This window comes from Arthrobacter sp. 05N33_2 (assembly GCF_056397425.1).
Window position 1 is genome coordinate 418,017 of sequence record NZ_JBFTNJ010000001.1, and the last position, 23,992, is coordinate 442,008.

Here is a 23,992-nt window from a genome sequence, read left to right on the forward strand (position 1 = left end):
TACAGCACATCCCGGCCCGATCTCAAATCGAGGCCTTTTTCCGCGGGAATCCGCGGAAAAGTACGGGAATTAGTCGTCCGTGAGGGTCACGCCGATGCCGCCGACGAGCGTCGCGGCAATGTTGTAGAGCACCGCCGAAAGCATCGACAACGCCGTCAGCAGCACCACATTGATCACGGCGATGATGGTGGCGAATGAAGCCACCTGGCCCAGGGATGCCACCTTCTTCAATTCGAAGCCGCCGCCTTCAGAGCCCGCGAGGGTCCCGAGCAGGCTGTCCACCTGGTCAAAGATCCCGGTCAGGTCCAGGACGGTCCAGAGCACGATCGCCGCCACGACGGTGACGATTCCCAGCGCTACGGAGAGCAGGAAGGCCATTTTCAGCACGGACCAGGGGTCCACCTTGCTGACCAGCAGCCGGGCACGGCGCACCTTGGCCTTGGGAGCGGGCTTGATCAGCCCGGCAGTGCCTTGCCCGCCGGACTGGGCGGGGCGCTGCCCCGGGACGGCTGGGCGCTGGCCGGGGACCGTGGGGCGCTGGCCGGGTGCGGCGGGCCGCTGGCCCGTTCCCGTGGCTGCGCCGGACACGCCGGGGCGCTGCTGCGGACGCGAGGGGGCGCCTACGCGCGGTGCGGCGGCGGGCTGCCGCACTCCGCTCGGCACGCCGCTGCTCGGCTTGGGATATGAGTCGGAATTACTCACTCGTTACCTCCGGTATTGTCTTCGTCCAGCTCGGCATTGCCTGATGACTCATCTGACTCCGGGGCCGGTACTGATTCTGCCGCTGCGGACTCCTCATGCAGTCCGCCATCTTCAGCCAACGTTACGTCATCGGGCGTGGATGCCCGATTTTCGGTCACGTCTGCGGTATTTTCGCCGGTGTCTTCACCGGCATCTTGACCCTCGGCCGGTTCCTCGACTTCGAGCCCGCGTTCGCTGTTGCGCGCGACGGCGATGATGCGGTCGTTCTTGTCCGGCTTGGCAAAGATCACGCCCATGGTGTCGCGGCCCTTGGCCGGCACGCCGCTGACCGACGAGCGGACCACCTTGCCGCCTTCCATGACCACCAGGACTTCGTCTTCCTCGTTGACAATGAGGGCCCCGACGAGGTGGCCGCGTTCTTCCTGGTACTTGCCCACCTTGATGCCAAGGCCGCCGCGGCCCTGGAGGCGGTATTCCTCCACAGCGGTCCGCTTGGCGAAGCCGCCTTCGGTGACAATGAAGACAAACGAACCGTCCTGCACGACGTCGGCCGCCAGCAGTTCGTCGTCCTCGCGGAACTTCATGCCGGTCACGCCCGAGGTGGCACGGCCCATCGGGCGCAGCGCATCGTCCGTCGCGGTGAAGCGGACGGACTGGCCCTTGCGGGAGACCAGCATGAGGTCATCGGTCTCGGACACCAGCTGGGCCGAGACAAGCTCATCGCCGTCGCGCAGGTTGATGGCGATGACGCCGGCGGACCGGTTGGTGTCGTAGTCCTCCAGACGGGTCTTTTTGACGAGGCCGCGTTTGGTGGCGAGCACCAGGTACGGGGCGTGCTGGTAGTCGCGCAGGTCCAGCACCTGGGCGATGTGCTCGTCCGGCTGGAACGCCATCAGGTTTGCCACGTGCTGGCCCTTGGCGTCGCGGCCGGCTTCCACGAGCTCGTACGCCTTGGCGCGGTAGACCCGGCCCAGGTTGGTGAAGAAGAGCAGCCAGTGGTGGGTGGTGGTGACGAAGAAGTGTTCGACGACGTCGTCGCCGCGCAGCTGCGCGCCCTTGATGCCCTTGCCGCCGCGCTGCTGCGAGCGGTAGTTGTCGCTGCGGGTGCGCTTGACGTAGCCGCCGCGGGTAATGGTGACGACCATTTCCTCCTCGGGGATCAGATCCTCGATGGACATGTCGCCGTCGTAGCCCAGCAGGACCTTGGTGCGGCGGTCATCGCCGTGCTTGGCCACGATCTCCGAGAGTTCGGTGCTGATGATCTCGCGCTGGCGCTCCTCCGAGGCCAGGATCGAGTTGTATTCGACGATCAGGGCCTCAAGTTCGGCGTGCTTGTCCTGGATCTTCTGGCGCTCCAAGGCGGCGAGCCGGCGCAGCTGCATGTCCAGGATGGCCCGGGCCTGCACCTCGTCGATGTCCAGCAGCTCCATCAGCCCGTCGCGGGCCGCTTCGGTGGTGGTGGACGCACGGATCAGGGCAATGACCTCATCGAGCGCATCCAGCGCCTTGAGAAGGGCCCGCAGGATGTGCGCTTCCTCCTCCGCCTTCCGCAGCCGGTACCGGGTGCGGCGGGCAATGACGTCCATCTGGTGCGTGACCCAGTGCCGGATGAAGGCATCGAGGCTGAGCGTGCGCGGCACGCCGTCGACGATCGCGAGCATGTTGGCGGCGAAGTTGTCCTGCAGCTGGGTGTGCTTGTAGAGGTTGTTCAGCACCACCTTGGCCACGGCGTCGCGCTTGAGCACGATCACCAGTCGCTGGCCGGTGCGGCCCGAGGTCTCGTCGCGGAGGTCGGCGATGCCGGAGATCTTGCCGTCCTTGACGAGTTCGGCGATCTTGATGGCCAGGTTGTCCGGGTTGGCCTGGTACGGCAGCTCGGTGACCACCAGGCACGTGCGGCCCTGGAGTTCCTCGACGTTGACCACGGCGCGCATCGTGATGGAGCCGCGGCCCGTGCGGTAGGCGTCCTCGATGCCCTTGTGGCCCAGGATCGTGGCGCCGGTCGGGAAGTCCGGTCCCTTGACGCGCTGGATCAGCTCTTCGAGCAGCTCTTCGCGGCTGGCGGTCGGGTTGGCCAAGTACCACTGCACACCGTCGGCGACCTCACGGAGGTTGTGCGGCGGGATGTTGGTGGCCATGCCGACGGCGATGCCCGAGGAACCGTTCACCAGCAGGTTCGGGAACCGGGCCGGCAGGATGGTCGGCTCCTGGTTCTTGCCGTCGTAGTTGTCCTGGAAGTCGACGGTTTCCTCGTCGATGTCCCGGACCATCTCCATGGCCAGCGGCGCCATCTTGGTTTCGGTGTACCGCGGGGCGGCCGCGCCGTCGTTGCCGGGCGAGCCGAAGTTGCCCTGGCCCAGTGCCAGCGGGTAGCGCATGGTCCAGTCCTGGATCAGGCGGACCAGGGCGTCGTAGATCGCGGTGTCGCCGTGCGGGTGGTACTGGCCCATGACCTCGCCCACCACGCGGGCACACTTGTTGAAGGAGCGTTCCGGGCGGTAGCCGCCGTCGAACATCGCATAGAGCACGCGGCGGTGGACGGGCTTGAGGCCGTCGCGGACATCCGGCAGGGCACGGCCCACGATCACAGCCATGGCGTAGTCGAGGTAGGAGCGCTGCATTTCGGTCTGCAGGTCCACCTGCTCGACGCGGTCGGTCAGTACGTCGCCATCGAGGATGGCGCCTTCAAGGACGGGCTCGGAGCCGGCCGGCACCTCTGGTGTTTCGTCACTCATAGTCTATATTTTCCGTTTCAGGTATATATCAGTCCGGGCATATTCGGGGCTTGACTGCCCTCTAGATGTCCAGGAACCGAACGTCCTTGGCGTTCTGCTGAATGAAGTTTCGGCGCGATTCAACGTCCTCGCCCATCAGGACCGAGAAGATCTGGTCCGCCGCCAGGGCATCGTCCATCGTCACCTGCAGCAGGGTCCGGTGGTCCGGGTCCATGGTGGTGTCCCACAGTTCCGTGTAGTCCATTTCACCGAGGCCCTTGTAGCGCTGAATGCCGTTGTCCTTGGGGATGCGGCGGCCGGCGGCCTGGCCCGAGAGCAGCTTCGCGTCGCGTTCACGGTCGCTGTAGACGTAGTCGTGCGGGGCATTGGACCACTTGATCCGGTACAGCGGCGGCTGCGCGAGGTAGACGTAGCCGTTTTCGATCAGCGGGCGCATGTAGCGGAACAGCAGCGTCATCAGCAGCGTCGTGATGTGCTGGCCGTCGACGTCGGCATCGGCCATGAGCACGATCTTGTGGTAGCGCAGCTTGGCGATGTCGAAGTCCTCGCCAATGCCGGTGCCGAATGCCGTGATCATGGACTGGACCTCCGCATTGCCGAGCGCCTTGTCCAGCCGGGCACGCTCGACGTTCAGGATCTTGCCGCGCAGCGGCAGGATGGCCTGGGTCTCCGGGTTGCGGCCGCGCTTGGCGGAGCCGCCGGCCGAGTCACCCTCCACGATGTAGACCTCGCACCTCTCCGGGTTCTTCGAGGAGCAGTCGGACAGCTTGCCGGGCATGCCGAAGGATTCCAGCGGGCTCTTGCGGCGGGCGTTGTCCCGGGCCTTCCGGGCGGCCATGCGCGCCTGGGCTGCGGAGATGGCCTTGCGGATGACGTCCCGGGCGGGGCCGGGGTTGCGCTCGAGCCAGTCGCCCAGGCCGTCGGTGACAACGCGCTGGACAAAGCCCTTGACCTCGGAGTTGCCGAGCTTGGTCTTGGTCTGGCCCTCGAACTGCGGTTCGGAGAGCTTCACGGAAATGACTGCCGTCAGGCCCTCGCGGATGTCGTCCCCGGTGAGGTTGTCTTCCTTTTCCTTGATGATGTTCTTCTCCCGCGCATAGCGGTTGATGAGTGAAGTCATCGCGGCGCGGAAACCCTCTTCGTGGGTGCCGCCCTCGTGCGTGTTGATCGTGTTGGCGTAGGTGTGGACGCTTTCGGAGTACGCGTTGGTCCACTGCATCGCCATTTCCAGGGCAATGTGCCGTTCCGTGTCCTCGGTTTCGAAGGCGATGACGTCCTCGTGGACCACATCAACCTTCTTGCCGGAGTTCAGGTGCTTGACGTAGTCCAGCAGGCCGTCGTCGTACTGGTAGACCACGGTGTGGAATTCCGCGGCGATCTCACCTTCGGTGGGGACGGTGTCCAGGTCCAGGTCGTCGTCCTCGGACGATTCCTCCGGAGCGCGGCGCTCGTCCGTCAACGTGATGCGCAGGCCCTTGTTGAGGAATGCCATCTGCTGGAAGCGGGCCCGCAGTGTTTCGAAGTCGAAGTCGGTGCTCTCGAAGATGCTGGCATCGGGGTAGAACGTCTGGGTGGTGCCGGTCTCGGTGGTTTCCTCGCCCTCGACCAGGCCGCCTTGCGGCTTGCCGCCGTCAGCGAAAGACATCCGCCAGACGTGTCCCTGGCGGCGGACCTCGGTGTCGACCCGGCTGGAGAGTGCGTTGACCACCGAAATGCCGACGCCGTGCAGGCCGCCGGAGACAGCATATCCGCCGCCGCCGAACTTGCCGCCGGCGTGCAGGATCGTCATGACGACTTCCACGGTGGGCTTGTGCTCGGTGGGGTGCATGTCCACGGGGATGCCGCGGCCGTTGTCGACCACCTTGACCCCGCCGTCGGCCTGCAGCACGATTTCGATGTGCGTGCAGTAGCCGGCCAGGGCCTCGTCCACCGAGTTGTCCACCACTTCATAGACCAGGTGGTGCAGGCCGCGGGGGCCGGTGGAGCCGATGTACATGCCGGGACGTTTCCGGACAGCTTCCAGGCCTTCAAGTACGGTGATGTCGCTGGCGCCGTATTCGCGCGATGTCGCGGTCCCCGACGGCGCCGCCACCGCAGCCTCTTGTTCCACTGCTTCCGCTACGTCTTCCACTGCCGGGATCTCTGCATTGTCGTTAGCCACAGGCGCTTTCGACTCCTCTATGTTCGTTGAAGGCCGGCGGTTGCCCCTTCCGTGGAAAAGGCTCCTGCCAACAGGCACGTCACTGACGACGCCGGGTGTTTCCGCTGACTTGGGGATCCCGTCCGCCGCACGCTGAAATTGCGTCGGAAACGGACTCAGTCAACGCTTCACCGGCGCCCAGTTATCTACACCGATTCTATCGTGTTATAGGGGCCAAACTTGCATTCCAGGGCGCCAAACGGGCGGGAAAGTGCCGCTGGGAGGGCGCTGGCTCCCCCTGCAAGGCTTTCGGGGTCCAGCCCTAGGGTTCCTATACGACTCCGGGAGGTTCAAGCGCCCTACACGCCGCTTGCGGATTTTTCAAGGGTTTTTGCAAGAAGTGCTTCAGATCCGGTGCCCGCCATTGGGCCGGGGCTATCCGTACGTGTCGCGGGGACCCCGGCCGTTGACCGTCCGGAGGCCCTTGCGCCAGCTCGGGGCGGCGGGTCCGAGCACCTGGATGCTGGTGACGACGCCATCGCCAAGCTCGGTCCGGAATTTTTCCAGCAGGCTGCTGCTGAGCAGCCGCAGCTGGGTTGCCCAAGCCGTGGAATCGGTCCGCACATGCAAGGTGGTGTCGGTAAAACTCTCGGGAGTGCAGTGCGCCGAGATCTCCGGGCCCACCAGCACGGCCCACTGCGCCATGACGGACCCGACGGCCACCGGCGAGCTCCAGCCGCGTTCGGCCACGAGGCGTCCCACGACTTTTCCGAGGCCCAACGGATCCCTGCCGGTACCGTGGAATTGGGAGAACCCGCGGGTTCCAGCGCTGCGGGCAGGCTTTTGGGTACTGCCGGGCCGCGGCGGCGCCTTTCGGCGGATTTCGCCCCGGGCCGCGGCGGCGTCGCGCATCCGGTTCAATGCGGCCTGCGCGGCATCGATATCGTCGGGGTCACGGCCGGGCTGCAGGCCGCCGTCGGTATCCTTATTCATCGATCTTCCTGCTCATCGATTCCTCCCGGGATGACCTTCACCCGCCGTCCGGTCAGCTCTGCCGGGATATCGTCCTCGACGGCGGCAGTGACCAGCACTTGCTCGGCGCCGGATACTATTGCCGCCAGTTTACGCCGCCGCTGGACGTCGAGTTCGGCAAAGACATCGTCCAGAATCAGGATCGGGGGCGAGCCGCCCGTGCGGGCATCGTCGAGCATGACGTAGTAGGAGGCCAGGCGCAGGGACAGGCACATGGACCAGGTTTCCCCGTGGGAGGCGTAGCCCTTGGCCGGCGCCGATCCAAGCACGAGCTCAAGTTCGTCGCGGTGTGGCCCGACCAGCGAAATTCCCCGTTCCAGTTCCTTGCGCCGGGCTGCGGCGAAGGCCTGGATGTAGCGGTCGGTGAGCTGCTCGACGGAGAGCAGGCGCAGGTCTTCCGCCGGCGCGGCCTCATCGGCTGCGGTTCCGTCCGCAGGCCTGGAATCTGCTGGTCCTGAGGTGGCGCCGTCGTCGTCCAGGCTGTCCTGCAGCGTGGAACGGTACACCGCAGTGGCCTCCTTGGAGCCGTCAGTCAGCTGCGCGTAGGCATTTTTCAGGTGCGGTTGCAGCCGGTCCACCAGCTCCAGGCGCGCGTGCAGCAGCTCAGCCCCGGCCCGGGCCATGTGCTGGTCCCAGACATCGAGCGTTGCCTCGTGGCCGGTGCTGAATTTTCCGGCGCGGGCCGACTTGAGCAGCGCGTTGCGCTGCTTCAGGACCCGGTCATAGTCGCTCCTGGTCGCGGCGTGGCGCGGCATGAGGCTGACCAGGAGCTCGTCCAGGAACCGGCGGCGGCTGGACGGATCGCCCTTGACCAGCGCCAGGTCCTCCGGCGCGAAGAGCACCGTCTGGCAGATCCCGAGCAGGTCCCGGGCGCGGACCGGATTGCTCCGGTTGATTCGGCCGCGGTTGGCCCGGCCCGCGTTGATTTCCAGCTCCAGCACGGTGGACTGCTCGCCACGGACCAGCTTGGCCCGGATCATGGCCCGTTCGGCACCGAACCGCAACAGCGGCGCGTCCGTGCTGACCCGGTGCGAGTTGAGCGTGGCCAGATACCCGATCGCTTCCATCAGATTGGTCTTGCCGATGCCGTTGGAACCCACCAGCACGGTGACTCCGGGCTCAAGGCTGAGATCGACCTGGGCGTAGCTGCGGAAATCGGTGAGCGAGAGCTTTTCTAGGTACACGCGGGATTCAGGACTTCACAGGCAGGATCAAGTGGCCGGGCAGGATTATTTGGCCGGCCGGGTCGCGTGGCCGCCGAACTGGTGGCGCAGCGCGGACACCATCTTCATGGCCGGCGAATTGTCCTCGCGGGAGGAGAACCTGGCGAACAGCGCAGCCGTGATCGCCGGGGCCGGCACCGCGTTGGCAATGGCCTCCTCGACGGTCCAGCGGCCTTCGCCCGAATCCTCGACGTAGTCGGAGATCGATTCCAGTCCGGGATCCTCGTCAAGGGCCTTGACCATGAGGTCCAGGAGCCAGGAGCGGACAACCGTTCCCTTCTGCCAGGCCCGGAATGTCCCGGGAAGATCGGCGACGATTTCCTTGGCGGCCAGGAGCTCGTACCCCTCGGCGTAAGCCTGCATCAGGCCATATTCGATCCCGTTGTGGACCATTTTGGCGTAGTGCCCGGCGCCGACGCCGCCCACGTGCACAAAGCTGTCGGCCCGCTCACCTGCGGGACGGAGCGCATCGAAGACGGGGAGTGCCCGTTCGATGTCCGCGGCATCGCCGCCCGCCATCAGGCCGTAACCGTTCTGGAGGCCCCAGACCCCGCCGGACACGCCGCAGTCCGCAAAGCGGATTCCCTTTTCGGCCAGCGCGGCACCGTGCTTCTGGTCTTCCGTGAAGCGGGAGTTGCCGCCGTCGATCACGAGGTCACCGGCGTCGAGCTTGGTGCCCAGTTCGGTGATCACGGCGTCGGTAATCTCGCCCGAGGGGACCATGACCCAGATCAGGCGCGGCGCCGGGACGGCGGCGATGAGTTCGTCCAGGGTGGCGACGTCGGCAACGTCGGGGTTGCGGTCAAACCCGGTGACCTCGATCCCGCCGTTGCGCAGCCGTTCACGCATGTTGAAGCCCATTTTTCCAAGGCCGATTAGTCCGATGTGCACGGGGATGAACTCTTTTCTGCGCTGGGGTGCTTCGTTGGTGACGGCCGTGATGGCCCGCAGGTGCCGTGCTCCGGAGGTCCGGGGCACGGCAATGACGGGCTAGTTGGGCAGCCGGACGGGCATGACGAGGTAGCGGTAGTCGCCCTGGTCCTCGCCCTCGGCGTCCTGCTGGGCAGTGATCATGGCCGGCTTGGGTGCGGTGGTGAAGGAGAACCGCACAAACTTGGTTTCGATGACGCTGAGGCCCTCGATCAGGTAGTGCGGGTTGAAGGCCACGGTGATGTCTTCACCGGACAGCTGGGCTTCGAGCTCTTCGGAGGCCTGGGCGTCCTCGCCGGTGCCGGCGTCCAGGTGCAGCTGGCCCTGGGTGAAAGCGAGCCGGACAGGCGTGTTGCGTTCGGCCACGAGCGAGACGCGGCGCACGGCTTCGACCAGTTCCTGGGTCTGCACGGTGGCGTGGATGGGGGTCGAATCCGGGAAGAGCGAACGGATCTTCGGGTAGTCGCCGTCGACCAGGAGTGAAGTGGTGGTCCTGCCGCCGCTCTCGAAGCCGATCAGCCGGCTGTCGTCGTCGGCGAGGGCGATGTTGATATCGCCGCTGCTGCCCAGGGTCTTCGCCACTTCGTTGAGGGTCTTGGCCTTGACCAGGGCGCTCGTGGAGATGCCCGGCGTCGCAGGCTTCCAGGGGACTTCCCGCATGGCCAGGCGGTAGCGGTCGGTGGCCAGGAGGGTGATGAGGTCGTCCTCGATTTCCATCCGCACGCCGGTCAGGATCGGCAGGGTGTCGTCCTTGCTGGCCGCGATGATCACCTGGGATACGGCTTGGGCGAACGAATCGCCGGGCACGGTGCCGCTGATCGTCGGCAGGGCCGGCAGCGGCGGGTATTCAGCCTCGGGCATCGTGGCCAGGTGGAAGCTGCTTCGGCGGCAGGTGAGCGTCACTTTGTTGCCGTCGGTTTCGACCTCGACGGGGGCGGACGGCAGGCTGCGGCAGATGTCCGCGAGCAGGCGGCCCGATACCAGGATAGTGCCCTCGGTGCTGATGTCAGCGGGGATTTCGAGCCTCGCGGAGGTCTCGTAGTCGAAGCTCGACAGGCTGACGGTACCGGCTTCAGCTTTCAGGAGCAGGCCCGAAAGTACGGGAACGGGCGGCCGCGGAGACAACGACCGGGCGGTCCATGTCACGGCTTCTGCCAGGACGTCCCGTTCGACTCTGAACTTCACGGAAGGGTGCCGCCTTTCATTGCTGCTGTTAGTGCTGAAAATCGCTGAAACTGCTCGAGCTGCGGCGGACGTCGGCAGGGACGCCGAATTCCGTCAACAAGGGAATCGTCCGCCCACCCGGGCCCCATGGCCCGGTAGGAACCACAAAAGATGTCCGGGACGGACGCACTGCAGACAGCTTAGCCCCAAGGTGTGCGTTTCTCCCATCCCCGGGTTACATCGGTGTTGTTCGTGGGGCCGGTCTCCTGCGCCGGTCCGGAACGGGCCTGGGAGCTGCTCGGAGGTGGGAAGGAGATTGTTGTTTGAGGGAATTTCATTTTCTTGGGATTAGTAGTGTTAATAACTGCTGTGGAAACTGTGGATAACTCGATCCTGCCGTGCGAATCCGCGGTTAAGCCCTGTTCATGGACTGTGGGCGGAGCAGGTTTTAAACAGGGTGTGGATGGGGACAAGATTTTTGGCCGACTGGCCAATCCACAGGTGCCTTAAGGGTTTTAAGCCCATTAACCGCGGTTGTCCCCTTAAGTATCCACAGGGTTGTCCACAGGGCCCTGTTAATAAGGTATGAGTGCGCCGGCCGATGGCTCAGGAATTGCGCTGCTGCTGCTTGATCCGGTTGGTCAGCTCGGTCACCTGGTTGTAGATGACCCGGCGCTCGGCCATGAGTTCGCGGATCTTGCGGTCGGCGTGGATAACGGTGGTGTGGTCGCGGCCGCCCAGCTCCTGTCCGATCTTGGGCAGGGACATGTCCGTCAGCTCCCGGCACAGGTACATCGCGATCTGCCGGGCGGTCACCAGCGTGCGGGTGCGCGACTTGCTGCAGAGTTCTTCCATGCTGAGCTTGAAGTAGTCGGCTGTCTGGGTGAGGATCTGCGCCGAGGTGATTTCCTGGGCACCGTCGTCGGTGATCAGGTCCTTGAGCACCATCTCGGCCAGGGCCACATCCACCGGCTGCCGGTTCAGGCTGGCGAACGCCGTGACGCGGATGAGGGCTCCCTCAAGTTCGCGGATGTTGCTGGAAATCTTGGAGGCGATGTATTCGAGCGCATCGTCCGGCGCGGAAAGGCCCTCGCTGAGGGCCTTCTTCCGGAGGATCGCGATGCGGGTCTCCAGTTCGGGTGGCTGGATGTCGGTCAGCAGGCCCCATTCGAAGCGCGACTTCATCCGGTCCTCGAAGCCGGCGAGCAGTTTCGGCGGCTGGTCCGAGGTGATGACCACCTGCTTGTTGTTGTTGTGCAGGGCGTTGAACGTGTGGAAGAACTCCTCCAGCGTCCGGTCCTTGCCGGCCAGGAACTGGATGTCGTCGATCAGCAGCACATCCACGTTGCGGTACGTGGTCTTGAAGCTGGTGCCTTCATCGTCGCGGATGGAGTTGATGAAGTCGTTGGTGAATTCCTCGGAATTGACGTAGCGGACCCGGATCCCGCTGTAGAGCCGGCGCGCATAGTGGCCGATCGCGTGAAGCAGGTGGGTCTTGCCGAGTCCGGAGTCCCCGTAGATGAACAGCGGGTTGTAGGCCTTCGCCGGCGCCTCGGCTACTGCCACGGCGGCTGCGTGGGCGAACCGGTTGGAGGAACCGATCACGAAGGTGTCGAAGACGTACTTCGGATTCAGCCGGCCGAATTCATGCGAGGTGCTCGGCAGCATCGGCTGCGGCTTCAACTCCACGGTCGGGTCGGCTGCCAGGGAAAGTTCGACGGCGGGTTCGGGTTCTGTGTGCAGCGGCACCAGATCCGTGTCGACGTCGATCGCGCAGCGGATTTCGTCGGAAAACACGCTGCGGAGCGCGTCGTCGAGGGCTTCCTTGACCTGGGTCTGCAGCACTTCGCGGGTGAGCTCATTCGGAACTGCCACCAGCAGGGTGGAACCGATGAGCCCCTGCGCCTGGGCGAGGATGACGAAGCCGCGCTGCCGGGGAGAGACACGGTGGTCGTTCTCCAGGAGGCTCACTACCCGCCGCCAGGAACTTCCGACAGTGTTGGCTTGGTTGGCTTCGTCTACTGTCATCAATCAGTTCCTCAAACTTGCTGGCCTGCATTACGTGCATCCACGCGGTCCGGAGCTGTCCACCGGCCGGCTCAATCCACAGGGTTATGCACAGTCCGTGGATAAGGGGTTACTGAGACACTGTAGGGGATGAAAACGCCAGAAGATAGCTGGGTTCAGTCCTGTGGATAATTACACCGTTGTGGTTCTGAAATGGGGCGCGTGACGCACTTCATCCACAGGTTGCGGGAGTAGTTAGCCACAGCTGGGGATAGCGTGCGGAGCGGTCCCCGGTTTGACTCGGGAGGTTGGCAAGCCCTAACGTTGTGAAGTCCCATGTGTACGCTTTTCGCCTCATCTGCATCTTTCCTGACGCCCCGCGTCGTGTGAGATACGAGGGAAGCGGCACATACCAAAACTTAGCGTCGGCCAGTTCTTCCCCTTGATCGGGTGGGCGCACCTTTGATCCACTGGAGTAACTAACGTGAGCAAGCGGACTTTTCAGCCGAATAACCGCCGTCGAGCCAAGAAGCACGGCTTCCGCCTTCGTATGCGTACCCGTGCCGGCCGTGCCATCCTGGCAGCCCGTCGTGGCAAGGGCCGCACCGAACTGTCGGCCTAAATAACTGACTCGTCGGTCCATATCCCTGTGCGAGTTGAACGGTGCTAGCCACCAGGAACCGTCTGCGGACATCAACCGATTTTTCAACAACTGTACGTTCCGGTGTCCGCAATGGACGCCGGAACGTAGTGTTATATGCGGCAGCTCTCGCTGCCGATGAACCAAGCCGGATCGGATTCATCGTTTCCAAGAGTGTCGGGAACGCTGTTGTCAGGAACCTCGTTAAGAGGAGACTGAGAGAAGCCGGTGCTTTGTCGTTGCAGAAATACGGCAGCGGGTTCGCCATTGTGGTCCGGGCCCTGCCCGCCGCAGCGGGAGCCAGCTGGGACCAGCTGCTCGCCGACTATGACGCCGCTTTGGAGACGACCATGAAAAGGCTGGGCAACCGCCTTTCGCAGGCTGCTTCACCAGGTTCTAACGAGACGACACAGGAAGGGACCCCGCGTGCGTAACTCAACTGCCGCCGTCGTCCCTCCTGCAAGATCCGCAGCAGCATGGTTGGCCCGGGCAGTCTGGAACTTGCCCCGCGATGTCCTCATCCTGTTGCTCCTGGCGTACCGCAAGGTGATCTCACCGCTGTACGGCCAGGTTTGCCGTTTTTTCCCCAGCTGTTCGGCCTATGCCCTTGAAGCGATCACCGTCCACGGCGCGGTGAAAGGAAGCTGGCTCGCTGCGAGGCGCCTGTTGCGCTGCCATCCATGGAATGCCGGTGGTGTGGACCATGTCCCCGCCGGGCATCGGGAATGGCCCGCGGGCCGCACCCCCACAATTGTTGTGCTGAACAATCCGGACATCTACCTGGCTGCTCAGCCTGATGGAGAAGGCCGCACTGCGGCCTGACGAATAGGGAATCGTATGGACATCTTTGGAACAATCTTGGCGCCGTTCAAATGGCTGGTCTCAGCCATCATGGTCGGCTTCCATGACGGACTCAGCGCCATTGGCATGCCGGCGGCCAGCGGCTGGACCTGGACCCTGGCCATCATCGGGCTGGTGCTGGTCATCCGCGCCGCCCTGATTCCCGTCTTCGTCAAGCAGATCAAGGCCCAGCGCGGGATGCAGCTCCTGCAGCCGGACCTGAAGAAAATGCAGGACAAGTACAAGGGCAAGACGGACCAGCTCTCCCGCCAGGCCATGGCGCAGGAACAGATGGCGCTGTACAAGAAGCACGGCACCAACCCGTTCTCCGCCTGCCTGCCCATGCTGATCCAGATGCCCTTCTTCTTTGCGCTCTTCCAGGTGCTCTCCGGCATCACTGCGGCGGCCACCACCGGCCAGGGCATCGGCGCCATGAGCCCCGAGCAGGTCAAGCAGTTCGACGAGTCCACCATCTTCGGTGCCCCGCTGTCCGCCACGCTGCTGCACGGCACGCCTCCGGGCGGCAATGTGGTGTCGGTGTGGATCCTCTCCATCGTGATGATCCTGGCCATGACGGCCTCGCAGTTCATCACGCAGAAGCAGATCATGGCCAAGAACATGTCCGAAGAGGCCCTGGCCAGCCCGTTCATGCGCCAGCAGAAAATGATGCTCTACATCCTGCCGGTCGTCTTCGGTGTGGGCGGTATTAACTTCCCCATCGGCGTCCTGATCTACTGGACCACCACCAACCTGTGGACCATGGGACAGCAGTTCTTCGTGATCCGCCGGATGCCTACGCCGGGATCGCCGGCGGCCAAGGCTCTCGCCGAGCGCCGGGCAGCCAAGGGCCTGCCCGCCCTGCCCCTTTTGGGCGGCAAGAAGGTCGACGCCGAGGCCGAAGCCTCCGCCGCGGCCGCCGTCGAAGCCAAGACCCAGCGCGTCCAGCCGCAACGTAAGAACAGGAAGAGGAAGTAATGTCCGCCGAGAGCACCGAACACGCTATTTCCGCCGAGTTTGACGACGACCGGGACGACGCCCAGAGCGCGGCCGACGACTCGTCACAGGGTGCGGAGACCGGCACCGGCAAGAGTGTTTCCGCCAGCCGCCTCGAAGAAGAAGGCGACGTCGCTGCGGACTATCTCGAGGAACTGCTGGATATCGCGGACATTGATGGCGACATCGACATCGAGGTCCGCAACGGCCGCACGTACATCTCGATCGTCGCCGAAGAGGAAGCCGCCGGGCTGGACAGCCTGGTGGGCCGTGACGGCGAAGTCCTTGAGGCCCTCCAGGAGCTCACGCGGCTCGCGGTCCTCTCCGCGACGGAGAACCGCTCCCGCCTGGTGCTGGATATCAACGGCTACCGTGCCGAGCGCGCCGGCGACCTGCAGAAGATCGCTGAAGACGCCGTCGCCGCTGTGAAGGATTCCGGTGAGGCAGTTGCCCTGGCTCCGATGAGCGCCTACGAACGCAAGATCGTGCATGACGCCGTCGCTGATTTGGGACTCGTGAGCGAGTCCGAAGGCGAAGGCGCCGACCGGCACATCGTTGTCTCCGCAGACTGAACCGTTGACTAGCTTGATGGTTGAAATTACCGCGCCGGAACTCAAGGCAGCAGAGTCCATCTTCGGCGACCGCCTGGAACTGGCGAAACGCTACGTCGAGCACCTGGCGACATCCGGGACCGAGCGGGGCCTGATCGGGCCCCGTGAGGTGCCGCGGCTTTGGAGCCGGCACGTGCTTAACTGCGCCGTCATTGAGAGCCAGATTGCCCACGGAAGCCATGTCGCCGACGTCGGCAGCGGCGCCGGCCTGCCTGGCCTGTGCCTGGCCATTGCGCGGCCGGATCTGGAACTGACGCTGATCGAACCACTGGAGCGCCGCGTCATCTGGCTCCAGGAGGTGGTGGATGATCTTGGCCTCCAGAACGTCACGATCATGCGCACCCGCGCGGAACTCGCAGTGGGACTCGTGAACGCCGACGTCGTGACTGCCCGCGCCGTATCCGCGCTGTCCAATCTCGCCGGGCTGACCATTCCGCTCCTGGCCGGGAAGGGAGAAGTCGTCGCCATCAAGGGACGCAGCGCCGGCGAGGAAATCGAAAAGGCCGCCAAGGTTATCCGCAAACTGGGCGGCATTCAGACGTCCGTGGTGGTGGTGGGTGAAGACCTGCTTGAGGAACCCACCACCGTTGTGCGAATCGTAGTGAACAAGCCTCAAAAGATTACCTAGCACCGGCCCCGGTGCCCGGGGAGTCTGAGGGGAAGAGGTTAGGCTAGTAACCGGCAGTAAGAGCCGAATGAGAGTGAGCGTGTCATAGTGAGCAGTAGCGAAGCCTCCACACAACGGATCCCGCCGTTTGTGTCCCTGGGGTCCGCACGGGCGTTTACGGCTCCTGCAGTAGCTTTTGACTACTCCGGAAATCACACGGCTTCGGTTGCGAAGACGACCGAGATGGCCGGTGTTTCACGTGAAACATCCCTTCCGCACACGGGGAACGTGCTGGATTCCATCGACGATTCCAGTCCCATCGCCCGCGAACTCGCACACGAAAACAAGCGCCGCGAGCGGTTGCTCGGCCGGCAGCTCCCCAAACCGGAGAAAACCCGGATCTTCACCGTTTCCAACCAGAAGGGCGGCGTCGGCAAGACCACGACGACCGTGAACATCGCCGCCGCGCTGGCGGCCGCTGGCCTGAACGTGCTCGTCATCGACATCGATCCGCAGGGCAACGCCTCCACCGCCCTGGGAATCGAGCACCACGCCGATGTCGACAGCATCTACGATGTGCTGATCAATGATGTCCCGCTGAAGGACGTCGTGGCCCCGTGCCCCGACATCGACAACCTGATCTGTGCGCCCGCCACCATCCACCTTGCCGGTGCCGAAATTGAACTCGTCAGCCTGGTGGCCCGCGAGCAGCGGCTGCGCCGCGCAATCGATGTGTACTCCAAGGAGCGCGCCAAGAATGGCGAGGAGCGGCTGGACTACATCTTCATCGACTGCCCGCCGAGCCTCGGGCTCCTGACGGTCAATGCGTTCTGTGCGGCCGGCGAAGTCCTCATCCCGATCCAGTGCGAGTACTACGCCCTCGAAGGCCTCAGCCAGCTCCTGAAGAACATCGAGATGATCCAGAAGCACCTGAACGCTGATCTGGTTGTTTCCACTATTCTGCTGACCATGTATGACGGCCGCACCAACCTCGCCGCCCAGGTGGCAGCCGAGGTCCGGGAACACTTCCCGAAGCAGGTGCTCGGCGCTGTGGTGCCGAGGTCGGTCCGTATTTCCGAGGCGCCGAGCTACCAGCAAACTGTCATGACGTATGATCCTTCTTCCAGCGGTGCCCTGTCCTACCTGGAAGCCGCCGCGGAAATCGCGGAACGTTAGAATCTTTCAAGAATTGCACTAACCAGAGCCAGGTGAATCCCGGCTCTTCCACTGGAGGGATTTATCCATGAGCGATAAGCGACGCGGCCTCGGCCGTGGACTTGGCGCACTCATTCCAAGTTCCGCCGCGGCTAACGCCTCCGGAAGCGGTGCTGCCCCATCCCGGCCCGTGGACCTCTTCTTCCCTGAAGCCCGAAAAAAGACCTCCGACGCCGAGACGCTCGCGGACACCAAGGCCGCGCTGGCCAAGGAGCCGGAGTCCACACCTGTCAAGGCCGACGATTCCGCTGATCTCACGGTTGACACCACTGAAGCAACCAGCGCTGTTGCCGGAGCCGACGTTGCTGCCGACAAAGCCGACGCAGCTGGCGCCGCCGTGACCAAGAAAACCCCCGCCCGAAAGTCGGCTGCCTCCAAGCCGGCGACCGCTGCTGCCAAGGCGGCCGCATCCGACGCCGGCGAACAGCTGACGTTGGACTCCACGCCCGAGCACGGTGACGAGGGAACTGTTGACCTCGTAGAGGTGCCCGGCGTCAGATTTGCCGAAATCCCGGTCACGGACATCCATCCCAACCGCAAGCAGCCCCGCTCGGTCTTCGATGAGGATGACATGGCGGAGCTGGTGCACTCTGTGCGGGAAATTGGCGTCCTCCAGCCAATTGTGGTCCGTACCTCAACCGAAGAGGGTGGCGAACCCTATGAGCTCGTCATGGGTGAGCGACGGTGGCGTGCAGTACAGGCCGCAGGCCTGGAAACTATCCCCGCGATTGTCCGTGACACCACCGATGACGACCTCCTTCGCGACGCGCTGCTGGAGAACCTGCATCGCAGCCAGCTGAATCCGCTCGAAGAGGCGGCGGCCTACCAGCAGCTACTCGAGGACTTCGGCACCACACACGAGCAGCTGGCGGACCGGATCGGACGTTCGCGGCCCCAGGTTTCCAACACCCTGCGCCTGCTGAAGCTGCCCCCGCTGGTGCAGCGCCGGGTTGCGGCAAATGTCATCTCCGCAGGGCACGCCCGCGCACTCCTAGCACTTCCTGACGCCGCGGCCATGGAACGCCTGGCGCAGAAGATTGTTTCAGAAGGCATGTCGGTCCGGGCGACCGAAGAAGCTGTGACCCTGTATCAGAGCCCCGCCTCGCCGGCCAAGAACAACATCCCGCGGGCCGGAGCCCGCCACGAACGACTGGATTACCTGGCGTCGTCGCTGTCTGACCGCCTTGATACTAATGTCAAGATTTCGCTTGGTGCCCGCAAGGGGCGTGTCAGCATTGAGTTCGCCAGCGTCGAGGACCTGAACCGCATCATGGACGTCCTCACGCCGGGAGCTCCCAGCTAGGTCGCGACTCGCTGAGTCCTCCGGGAGGGTCTGTTTCACGTGAAACAGACCCTCCCTTCTTTGTCTCTACCGATGCTGCCGGTGCCGGCGAATTCGGTGGTGCCGAGTTCGGCGCTGCCGTGTTCGCCCACTGCCGGAGAGTTGCGGGGGGTGCCTCTATGGTTTTCGTCAAGCCGCTGGGGTTTAGCCGTGGTTCGTATAGAGTGCGGTCGCGCAACATGGCGTAGAGGGTGTCGCAACGGCGGCGGGCGAGGGCGAGGGCGAGGGCCTCGACCCGGGTGAAGACGGTGTCCCGGGACTCGCGGATGTCGGCGAGCATCCGGGCCAGTTGGGGCAGCACGATCGTGGCCGCGTTCGTCCCCACGACAGTGACTGTTTGCTGGCCGAGTGCGTCGATGATTTCGCCGGCAAGGCGTTCGCCCATCCGGGGTGCACGCCTTTTTAGCCGGTTTCCGATCCTGCGCCGACCTGCATGGCGCAAGGCTTCTGGGGTTGGCCAGGCCCGCAGCAGGTCCAACACTGCCGGGTGGTCCAGGCGCTGGCCAAGGACACGCTCCAGGGCAGGGGTGGATCTGGGTCTGCAGGCCTCGGATCCTGTTCGATGTTGCGTGGCCTGTTTTGCCAAGTCGTCGTCGAAGCCGCAGAGCATGGTCAGTTCGGCGAGCTGTTCATCGGCGATCTGGATGGAGCGCAGTGTGTGGGGCATGGTCCGGGCCGCTTCGGCGATGATGAACGCGTCCCGGGCGTCGGTTTTCGCTTCGCCCGGGTGCAGGTCCGCGATCCGGCGCATCGCCAGCCCGGGCAGGTATCCGACGGTGACACGGGCGGCCTGGGCAACCGCGACGGGGAGTGCACCGATCGTCGCGGGCTGGTCAACGACCAGCAGAATGCGGCCGTGTTTGCCCAGAGAAGTCAGTATTTCGCGCAGCCGGGCCTCGTCGTTGGGCAAAGCCTTGTCGAAGAGCTTCATCCCCGTCCGGTCCACTGCAACGGCGTGGTGCTCGCCCTTGCCGACGTCCAGGCCGATGAAGACATCAATGCTTTCGTGGTTTCCGATCACCTGTACCTCGCCGTCACAGCAGCTGATACCTGTGCTGGACTGTCCGCGGTGTCAGAGCCCGCATCCACGCTACGCACGACGATCCCAAACTGTCCTGCCTCTATTAGCGGTCTCTCCGGCACCTACCGGACCCCGGTGACAACACCCCCCCGGATCATTGACGACTGGGGGCGGCACCGGTGGCGCCGACTAGTTCCGGCGGCTCTCTCGCTTCCGTCCTGGCCCGGGCTCTCGCGGGTTGCGGCCGTGGGTGGGGGGCCGACGCAGTGCCGTGGTCTTTCTGTGGAAATCGTCAGCATCGCCGGCCCTGCTTGGGCGAGACCGAGGGACACGTGCGGAACGACGGGCTGGTGCTGGGCAGGCGGGTGTCCCTGACTGGGGCGGAGCTTCCTGAGCGTGGAGTCCGATGCGTTTCCGGTGGCCGTACCGTCCACTCTGTTGCGTTCCGTGGGTGGAGCTTCTGATCGCATGGAACGGCCACACCGTTCATAAATGGCAGCTGCACAGTTCTCGTTGTTGCGGAAGGGCCCCCTCTCTGCGGGTGCCGCTGCGATCGCGCTAGTCAGCAACAGCCATCTTCGCCGCCTTCCAGAGCTCACTGACCATCTGGGCTGGAGTGGTCCGTCAATGTTTCACGTGAAACGGGGCCGCGAATCTGCGCCTTGCCCCATCGAACGCCAGGCAGGCTGGGCACCTATGTGAGGAGACATAAGGGCAGATGAATCCGGCCAGCGGTTGGAGACCGCTGCGCAGTCGTCAATCCGGCAGCCGGACCACATCCCTGCCCATGCGAGTCCGCCTGCGGATTGGCGATCCGGCTCGGCCATTGCACCGTAGGTGGTCAGCGCAATGCCGGTGGACTGGGGTGCCGACCAGTCGTTTGACCAAGGGTCCACCGTCTGCGTCATGATGGTTCGGCTTCCCCTTGCAAGGAATCGACCCACAGCTGTGGCCCACCTTTGCCTGTCGGCCAGGCCGGCCGCGGGTGCGCCATGCGACCACATTCGTCCATCCCGGTGCGAAGCAGGAGAAACGGCTCACGTCGGCGCGGCTGCTGCTGGGCGGCGGAGCAAGCTCGCCGCAGCCACAGACGAACCTCGGAGCGACTGTTGTACCGTTCCCAGTCTCTGCGGGATCATCTGCTCCTGGACGCCTCTGAAAGCGTCATATGGCGCCGCTGCTGCGTTGAATGGCCGCGTGGTTGGCTGAACGAAGGCTAAGCAGGCTGCAGGGCATCTGAAGCCTTGCACGCCTTGGGATGCTCTAATACGGCACTGTCCGGTCCTGGTAGAGGCTGGCGGCACTCTCTCGCTGCTTACGATCACGGGTCGTGGGGGCAGCTTCCGTGAACGAAAATTGAAGTGGGTTGAACCGTGAATTCGCGCGCGGGCCGGCAGGTTGGTCTGCTTGCTGCTTCGTCGGGTTCGGGCCATGGCTTTGTAGGAACGTTCCGGTGGTTACGGTAGAAATTGGCGCCGGACACGCGCCTCGAAAAGCGAACCTCAACAGAGGGCTCGATGTGGGCGTGGACGAAGATCGGGACAAAGTCGACGGCGCAGACCTGGACGCCGACCTTGGCGCGGGAACGGACGCGGGCCGTGATGCGGACGGTGATCTGGCGTCGGCGCCACAGGAAGCATGTAGTCTCGATCGCATTGTTGAAGACCTCTTGTGGGAGTCTGATCGCGAAAGCTGACCGGAACTGCCTCGCTTTGCGGATGTCTGCGTCCTTCGACTCCCCCGCTAACTTGCCGCTCACCCCTTTCGCCGGCTTGCTCCGACGTCCCCGATTCCGCATTCGGTACATGATTGTGCCTGTCAGTATGCCGGGACCCGGGCAAAGGGAACCGGGGCCCTGACACGCATCCTCCCCACCCAGGTAGCCGGGTGCCATGACCGCCAACGTTCTGCCGCAGTCCCGTCGCCGCATTCAGCTGTAACCATGCGCCATGCCGGCATGCCTGATCTCCTGGGGGCCCCGGCGGGCGTGCTGTTCCTGCCGCATTTTTCAGCTTCCTCCGGTGAGCCCGACGCCTTATCCAATAGCCGAGATGGCCCTGGGGGGTCTTTCCCGGCACTCCGGACACGGCTCCCCTCATCCGGAACAGCACACCGGACGCCTCGCGGGCCCCCCACACTGTGCCGCTGCTGACGCACCTGCCGGCTTGCCAGTACCCGCTTGATGAGAGTGCAGTGCAGATCCAGTACTGCTGCACACCGGCTGATCCTGCTGCAGAGTGGTTGGAAGGAGTCTTCCGGCAGGAGCTCAGGCCGCGCGCCGCACCCGCGAGAAGGGAAGCGGAGGCCATGTGAAGTAGGGTCAGGGCCGTGCCGACTGATCCCAGACGCCGACCACGCCTTCCTGTGGATACGGCCTGGCTGGAACTGTCGGGATGGCTCTTGTGTGGGCATCCAGCCGCCATCATAGGGAAGCAGCCGAGCTGCTGCATGTTCCAACTACACGGCTACCCGCGCCGGGTCCGCTCCCCCGGACCAGTGTGTTTCGGGCGGCCAGGTTCGTCGCCCCGGGCACCAGGGCGCAGTTGCCTGCAGGATCCAATCCGCTGATCGCACCGGACCCGTAAGTTGGTGCGGCAACCGGAGGGATTCAAACCGCAAAGAAGGAAGGTCTGCATCCGGACCAATCTGATTGGGTTCGGGACTCGTGCATGCGCGTGTCAACTGTGCGGGCTCGACCGACCCGACCGCTTTTGCAGTCCGGTGCCTCCCTCATCCGAATCCCCGGGTCGACAGGAAATGCTTTAGTCGGGACACGTCCAGGGCCGTCTCAATGCAAACAACGCATGACAAACACACGGTCGACGAGCCTCTTCGTGTTGGCATCGGCCAACGGACCCGGCGGGTCCGCGAGGACCGGAGTGGAAAGATGATCGACCGGACAGACCCAGCGAGGGCGTGAGGGCCGCCAAGGTCTCCGAGCTCAGAGCAAGTGAGCTGCCCGGCAAAGCCCATCGATTCAGCGGGTGCCGTCGTCGCATCTTGGCCCGGCAAAACGATCGCCTGGACGTGGGACGGGAGAGTTCCTTGGGACAGTGACTCCGCTCCCCTGGTCTTCTTGAAGTCCGCCTTGCGCTGTGGAACAAGCTGGCTTCGGCCGGCGCGGCGGGCGATGCAATGACACGTCGGCGGTCCTGGCGTTCGACGGGTTTTGGTTCGACCCACCTGGATTTGCAGCTCCCGGCCGCCGTGGGATGACACGTCCGGAGGGTACTTCACCGCAGGTCAAAGCTGCATCCAGGCGAGGTTCGCGGGGCCGCTCCCGGCCCGAGTTTTAGCCAGCGGCCGGTCGATGGCGCGGTGGATAGGGCGGTGGATATTGCTGTGGATAACTTTGTGGATTAGTGACTGACGGCAGCCCGCTCGGGACGCCAGATCCTTGTACGAGCTGCTGCCGTGACAACTGCCCCGAACCTCCTTTGAAAGGCCCACTGTCCGTTTCACGTGAAACATGACTATGGTGCAGCGACGATGGTCGAAACATTCGCGAAGATGTACTAAATCGCCGTTCTACGGTTAATTTTTCAGGGATATACGCTCGAAGACCTGATTGCGGGCCGGAGTTCCTCATTGGGGTCCAGGACATATCCCCGGCACGGCGGGTGGCTGGTCAGAGGACCAGTGCCGGAGGGGCGACGGCGCTCGGCCGCTCACCAGGAAGGGCATGTGAATAATCTCTCAGCACCTGTGGATAACGGTGTGAATAACTTCTGTGGAGAAACTGGTGGATATCGAGTGAGCTCCGGATCGTATAGCCGCTGGACAGACGGGAAATGCTTGGGTTTCGGCCACCGCCGACCTCCGCCTGGTACCCAGGGCGGCGGTCGTGATGGCTCGTGGATTGACGGTCGGAAGGCCTGCACCGGTCACTACGAGAGTGGGGAATTGCGGACAGACGCCGAGGGCTCGAAGGACATCCATAGCGGGCAGCGGCGGTTGCGGCGCCTGCCGGGGCGGGGGCAGGTTCGCGGCTGGACCTGCGTGTCCTTGGTCTTGCCGCCATGGAATCGAACCTGCTGCGCCGCGGCTGTCAGGGCACAGACACCAACCTTCATGAGAACAAGACTTCATGAGAGCAGGCGTGCGATCTTCTTGTCCCGCGAATGCCGAATGGACCCTACCCGGGGACACAAGAGCCGGCCCAATCCGGTCCCCTCTAGAGCAAAATGGGGCGACCAGCCGCTAACGGCACAGGAGTTTGGGCAAGCCCAATGCAGCTTGAGTGGAGCCTGAGACCGAACCGGGCCTGGGCGGAGACAGTGGGCATTGATCAGCGGGGACAAGATCATGTCGCGGGCTGAACGGTGATGGTGATTGATGAACCGATCAGCCCACGAACTCTGAACAGGCACTGCACGATTGACCTTGACCGCCGCCGGAGTGACCCTGGACAGGAACCCTGGTGAAGCGGAGCAGCGTCTCGTACAGGGGCGTAGGACGCGGACCCGAGGCTGCGACGGTCCAATTGTCGGGACTAGCCATGAATTGGACAAAGTGTCGGACCTGACCGTCAGAATCGCCTCAGAGCCGGGCCCTGTGTTTGGTCGGGTGCCCTATGGAATGCAGGACCGGTTCCGTGCGTCCCACGCCGCGCAGGGTGCGGGAACTGCGGCGGCCGTAACGGCGGCGGGCGTGTTCATTCGATGACTGACTGCCGCAGCGATCCGAAATTGATCATCGGTTCGCTTTCAAATCAGACAACATAGGCCCATGGTCGTAAGCGGGCGGCCGAGAACGCCCATGAACACTCTGCCCCAAGCTCCGGCGGCTGA

At 64.1% G+C, this 23,992-nt stretch carries 17 protein-coding genes and 1 pseudogene; 9 read left to right on the forward strand and 9 right to left on the reverse strand.

The genetic code is table 11. From position 1 onward, the window contains the following. Positions 1-69 precede the first annotated feature (69 nt). From AC1DHX_RS01965 to dnaA, 8 genes are all read right to left on the reverse strand, one after another. Complete coding sequence (locus tag AC1DHX_RS01965; RefSeq protein WP_243178157.1) at positions 70-702, reverse strand: DUF3566 domain-containing protein; 633 nt, start codon at positions 700-702, stop codon at positions 70-72. Further along, positions 699-3,437 carry a DNA gyrase subunit A gene (gene gyrA / locus AC1DHX_RS01970; RefSeq protein ID WP_476850707.1) on the reverse strand — a complete coding sequence of 913 codons (2,739 nt, stop codon included), beginning with the start codon at positions 3,435-3,437 and terminating at the stop codon, positions 699-701. Before gyrA ends, AC1DHX_RS01965 begins: the two co-directional genes overlap by 4 nt. A 61-nt stretch (positions 3,438-3,498) precedes the next feature. Further along, positions 3,499-5,598: a DNA topoisomerase (ATP-hydrolyzing) subunit B gene (gene gyrB / locus AC1DHX_RS01975; protein WP_374706707.1), complete on the reverse strand. Its 2,100-nt coding sequence runs from the start codon at positions 5,596-5,598 to the stop codon at positions 3,499-3,501. A 414-nt stretch (positions 5,599-6,012) separates the two neighbouring features. Continuing rightward, positions 6,013-6,570 (reverse strand): DciA family protein, encoded by a 558-nt coding sequence (locus AC1DHX_RS01980; protein ID WP_223914868.1) that lies wholly within the window; start codon positions 6,568-6,570, stop codon positions 6,013-6,015. Further along, complete coding sequence (gene recF / locus AC1DHX_RS01985) at positions 6,567-7,793, reverse strand: DNA replication/repair protein RecF (RefSeq protein ID WP_476859645.1); 1,227 nt, start codon at positions 7,791-7,793, stop codon at positions 6,567-6,569. The genes AC1DHX_RS01980 and recF overlap by 4 nt, the downstream gene beginning before the upstream one ends. 45 nt (positions 7,794-7,838) lie before the next feature. Beyond that, positions 7,839-8,723, reverse strand: coding sequence for a phosphogluconate dehydrogenase (NAD(+)-dependent, decarboxylating) (gene gnd, locus AC1DHX_RS01990; RefSeq protein ID WP_223915420.1), 885 nt, complete (start codon positions 8,721-8,723; stop codon positions 7,839-7,841). A gap of 99 nt (positions 8,724-8,822) precedes the next feature. Beyond that, positions 8,823-9,947, reverse strand: a complete 1,125-nt coding sequence (gene dnaN / locus AC1DHX_RS01995; RefSeq protein WP_090582070.1) for a DNA polymerase III subunit beta — start codon at positions 9,945-9,947, stop codon at positions 8,823-8,825. A gap of 585 nt (positions 9,948-10,532) precedes the next feature. After that, positions 10,533-11,954, reverse strand: a complete 1,422-nt coding sequence (gene dnaA, locus AC1DHX_RS02000) for a chromosomal replication initiator protein DnaA (RefSeq protein WP_018775671.1) — start codon at positions 11,952-11,954, stop codon at positions 10,533-10,535. 463 nt (positions 11,955-12,417) lie between these two features. On the opposite strand from dnaA, the gene rpmH reads away from it, so the two are divergent. The 8 genes from rpmH (at position 12,418) to AC1DHX_RS02040 (ending at position 18,142) form a co-directional block, all read left to right on the forward strand. Then, positions 12,418-12,555 carry a 50S ribosomal protein L34 gene (rpmH, locus tag AC1DHX_RS02005; protein ID WP_003800212.1) on the forward strand — a complete coding sequence of 46 codons (138 nt, stop codon included), beginning with the start codon at positions 12,418-12,420 and terminating at the stop codon, positions 12,553-12,555. Between the two features lie 41 nt (positions 12,556-12,596). Beyond that, positions 12,597-13,007 carry a ribonuclease P protein component gene (rnpA, locus tag AC1DHX_RS02010; protein ID WP_079552763.1) on the forward strand — a complete coding sequence of 137 codons (411 nt, stop codon included), beginning with the start codon at positions 12,597-12,599 and terminating at the stop codon, positions 13,005-13,007. Further along, complete coding sequence (gene yidD / locus AC1DHX_RS02015) at positions 13,000-13,395, forward strand: membrane protein insertion efficiency factor YidD (protein WP_476859644.1); 396 nt, start codon at positions 13,000-13,002, stop codon at positions 13,393-13,395. Before rnpA ends, yidD begins: the two co-directional genes overlap by 8 nt. Before the next feature lie 15 nt (positions 13,396-13,410). Next, a complete protein-coding gene (yidC, locus tag AC1DHX_RS02020) occupies positions 13,411-14,388 on the forward strand; it encodes a membrane protein insertase YidC (protein ID WP_476859643.1) in 978 nt (325 codons plus the stop codon). Then, entirely contained in the window at positions 14,388-14,978 is a 591-nt protein-coding gene (locus AC1DHX_RS02025) for a Jag family protein (RefSeq protein ID WP_230009108.1), read from the forward strand. The genes yidC and AC1DHX_RS02025 overlap by 1 nt, the downstream gene beginning before the upstream one ends. Before the next feature lie 16 nt (positions 14,979-14,994). Next, entirely contained in the window at positions 14,995-15,645 is a 651-nt protein-coding gene (rsmG, locus tag AC1DHX_RS02030; protein WP_370116794.1) for a 16S rRNA (guanine(527)-N(7))-methyltransferase RsmG, read from the forward strand. 87 nt (positions 15,646-15,732) lie between these two features. Then, positions 15,733-16,800, forward strand: coding sequence for a ParA family protein (locus tag AC1DHX_RS02035; RefSeq protein ID WP_476859642.1), 1,068 nt, complete (start codon positions 15,733-15,735; stop codon positions 16,798-16,800). A 67-nt stretch (positions 16,801-16,867) separates the two neighbouring features. After that, entirely contained in the window at positions 16,868-18,142 is a 1,275-nt protein-coding gene (locus AC1DHX_RS02040) for a ParB/RepB/Spo0J family partition protein (protein ID WP_230009093.1), read from the forward strand. A gap of 253 nt (positions 18,143-18,395) precedes the next feature. Here AC1DHX_RS02040 and AC1DHX_RS02045 read toward each other — a convergent pair. Further along, positions 18,396-19,270 (reverse strand): annotated as a pseudogene (locus tag AC1DHX_RS02045) (IS110 family transposase); the annotation flags it as partial. A gap of 1,385 nt (positions 19,271-20,655) precedes the next feature. Here AC1DHX_RS02045 and AC1DHX_RS02050 point away from each other — a divergent pair. Next, positions 20,656-20,898: a hypothetical protein gene (locus tag AC1DHX_RS02050; RefSeq protein WP_230008313.1), complete on the forward strand. Its 243-nt coding sequence runs from the start codon at positions 20,656-20,658 to the stop codon at positions 20,896-20,898. Positions 20,899-23,992 lie beyond the last annotated feature (3,094 nt).

Bases quoted from the DNA above. Each gene is read 5' to 3' on its own strand.
- AC1DHX_RS02025 (WP_230009108.1), top strand. From the start codon at position 14,388: ATGTCCGCCGAGAGCACCGAACACGCTATTTCCGCCGAGTTTGACGAC.
- AC1DHX_RS01980 (WP_223914868.1), bottom strand. From the start codon at position 6,570: ATGAATAAGGATACCGACGGCGGCCTGCAGCCCGGCCGTGACCCCGAC.
- dnaA (WP_018775671.1), bottom strand. From the start codon at position 11,954: ATGACAGTAGACGAAGCCAACCAAGCCAACACTGTCGGAAGTTCCTGG.
- rsmG (WP_370116794.1), top strand. From the start codon at position 14,995: ATGGTTGAAATTACCGCGCCGGAACTCAAGGCAGCAGAGTCCATCTTC.
- yidC (WP_476859643.1), top strand. From the start codon at position 13,411: ATGGACATCTTTGGAACAATCTTGGCGCCGTTCAAATGGCTGGTCTCA.
- AC1DHX_RS02040 (WP_230009093.1), top strand. From the start codon at position 16,868: ATGAGCGATAAGCGACGCGGCCTCGGCCGTGGACTTGGCGCACTCATT.
- gyrA (WP_476850707.1), bottom strand. From the start codon at position 3,437: ATGAGTGACGAAACACCAGAGGTGCCGGCCGGCTCCGAGCCCGTCCTT.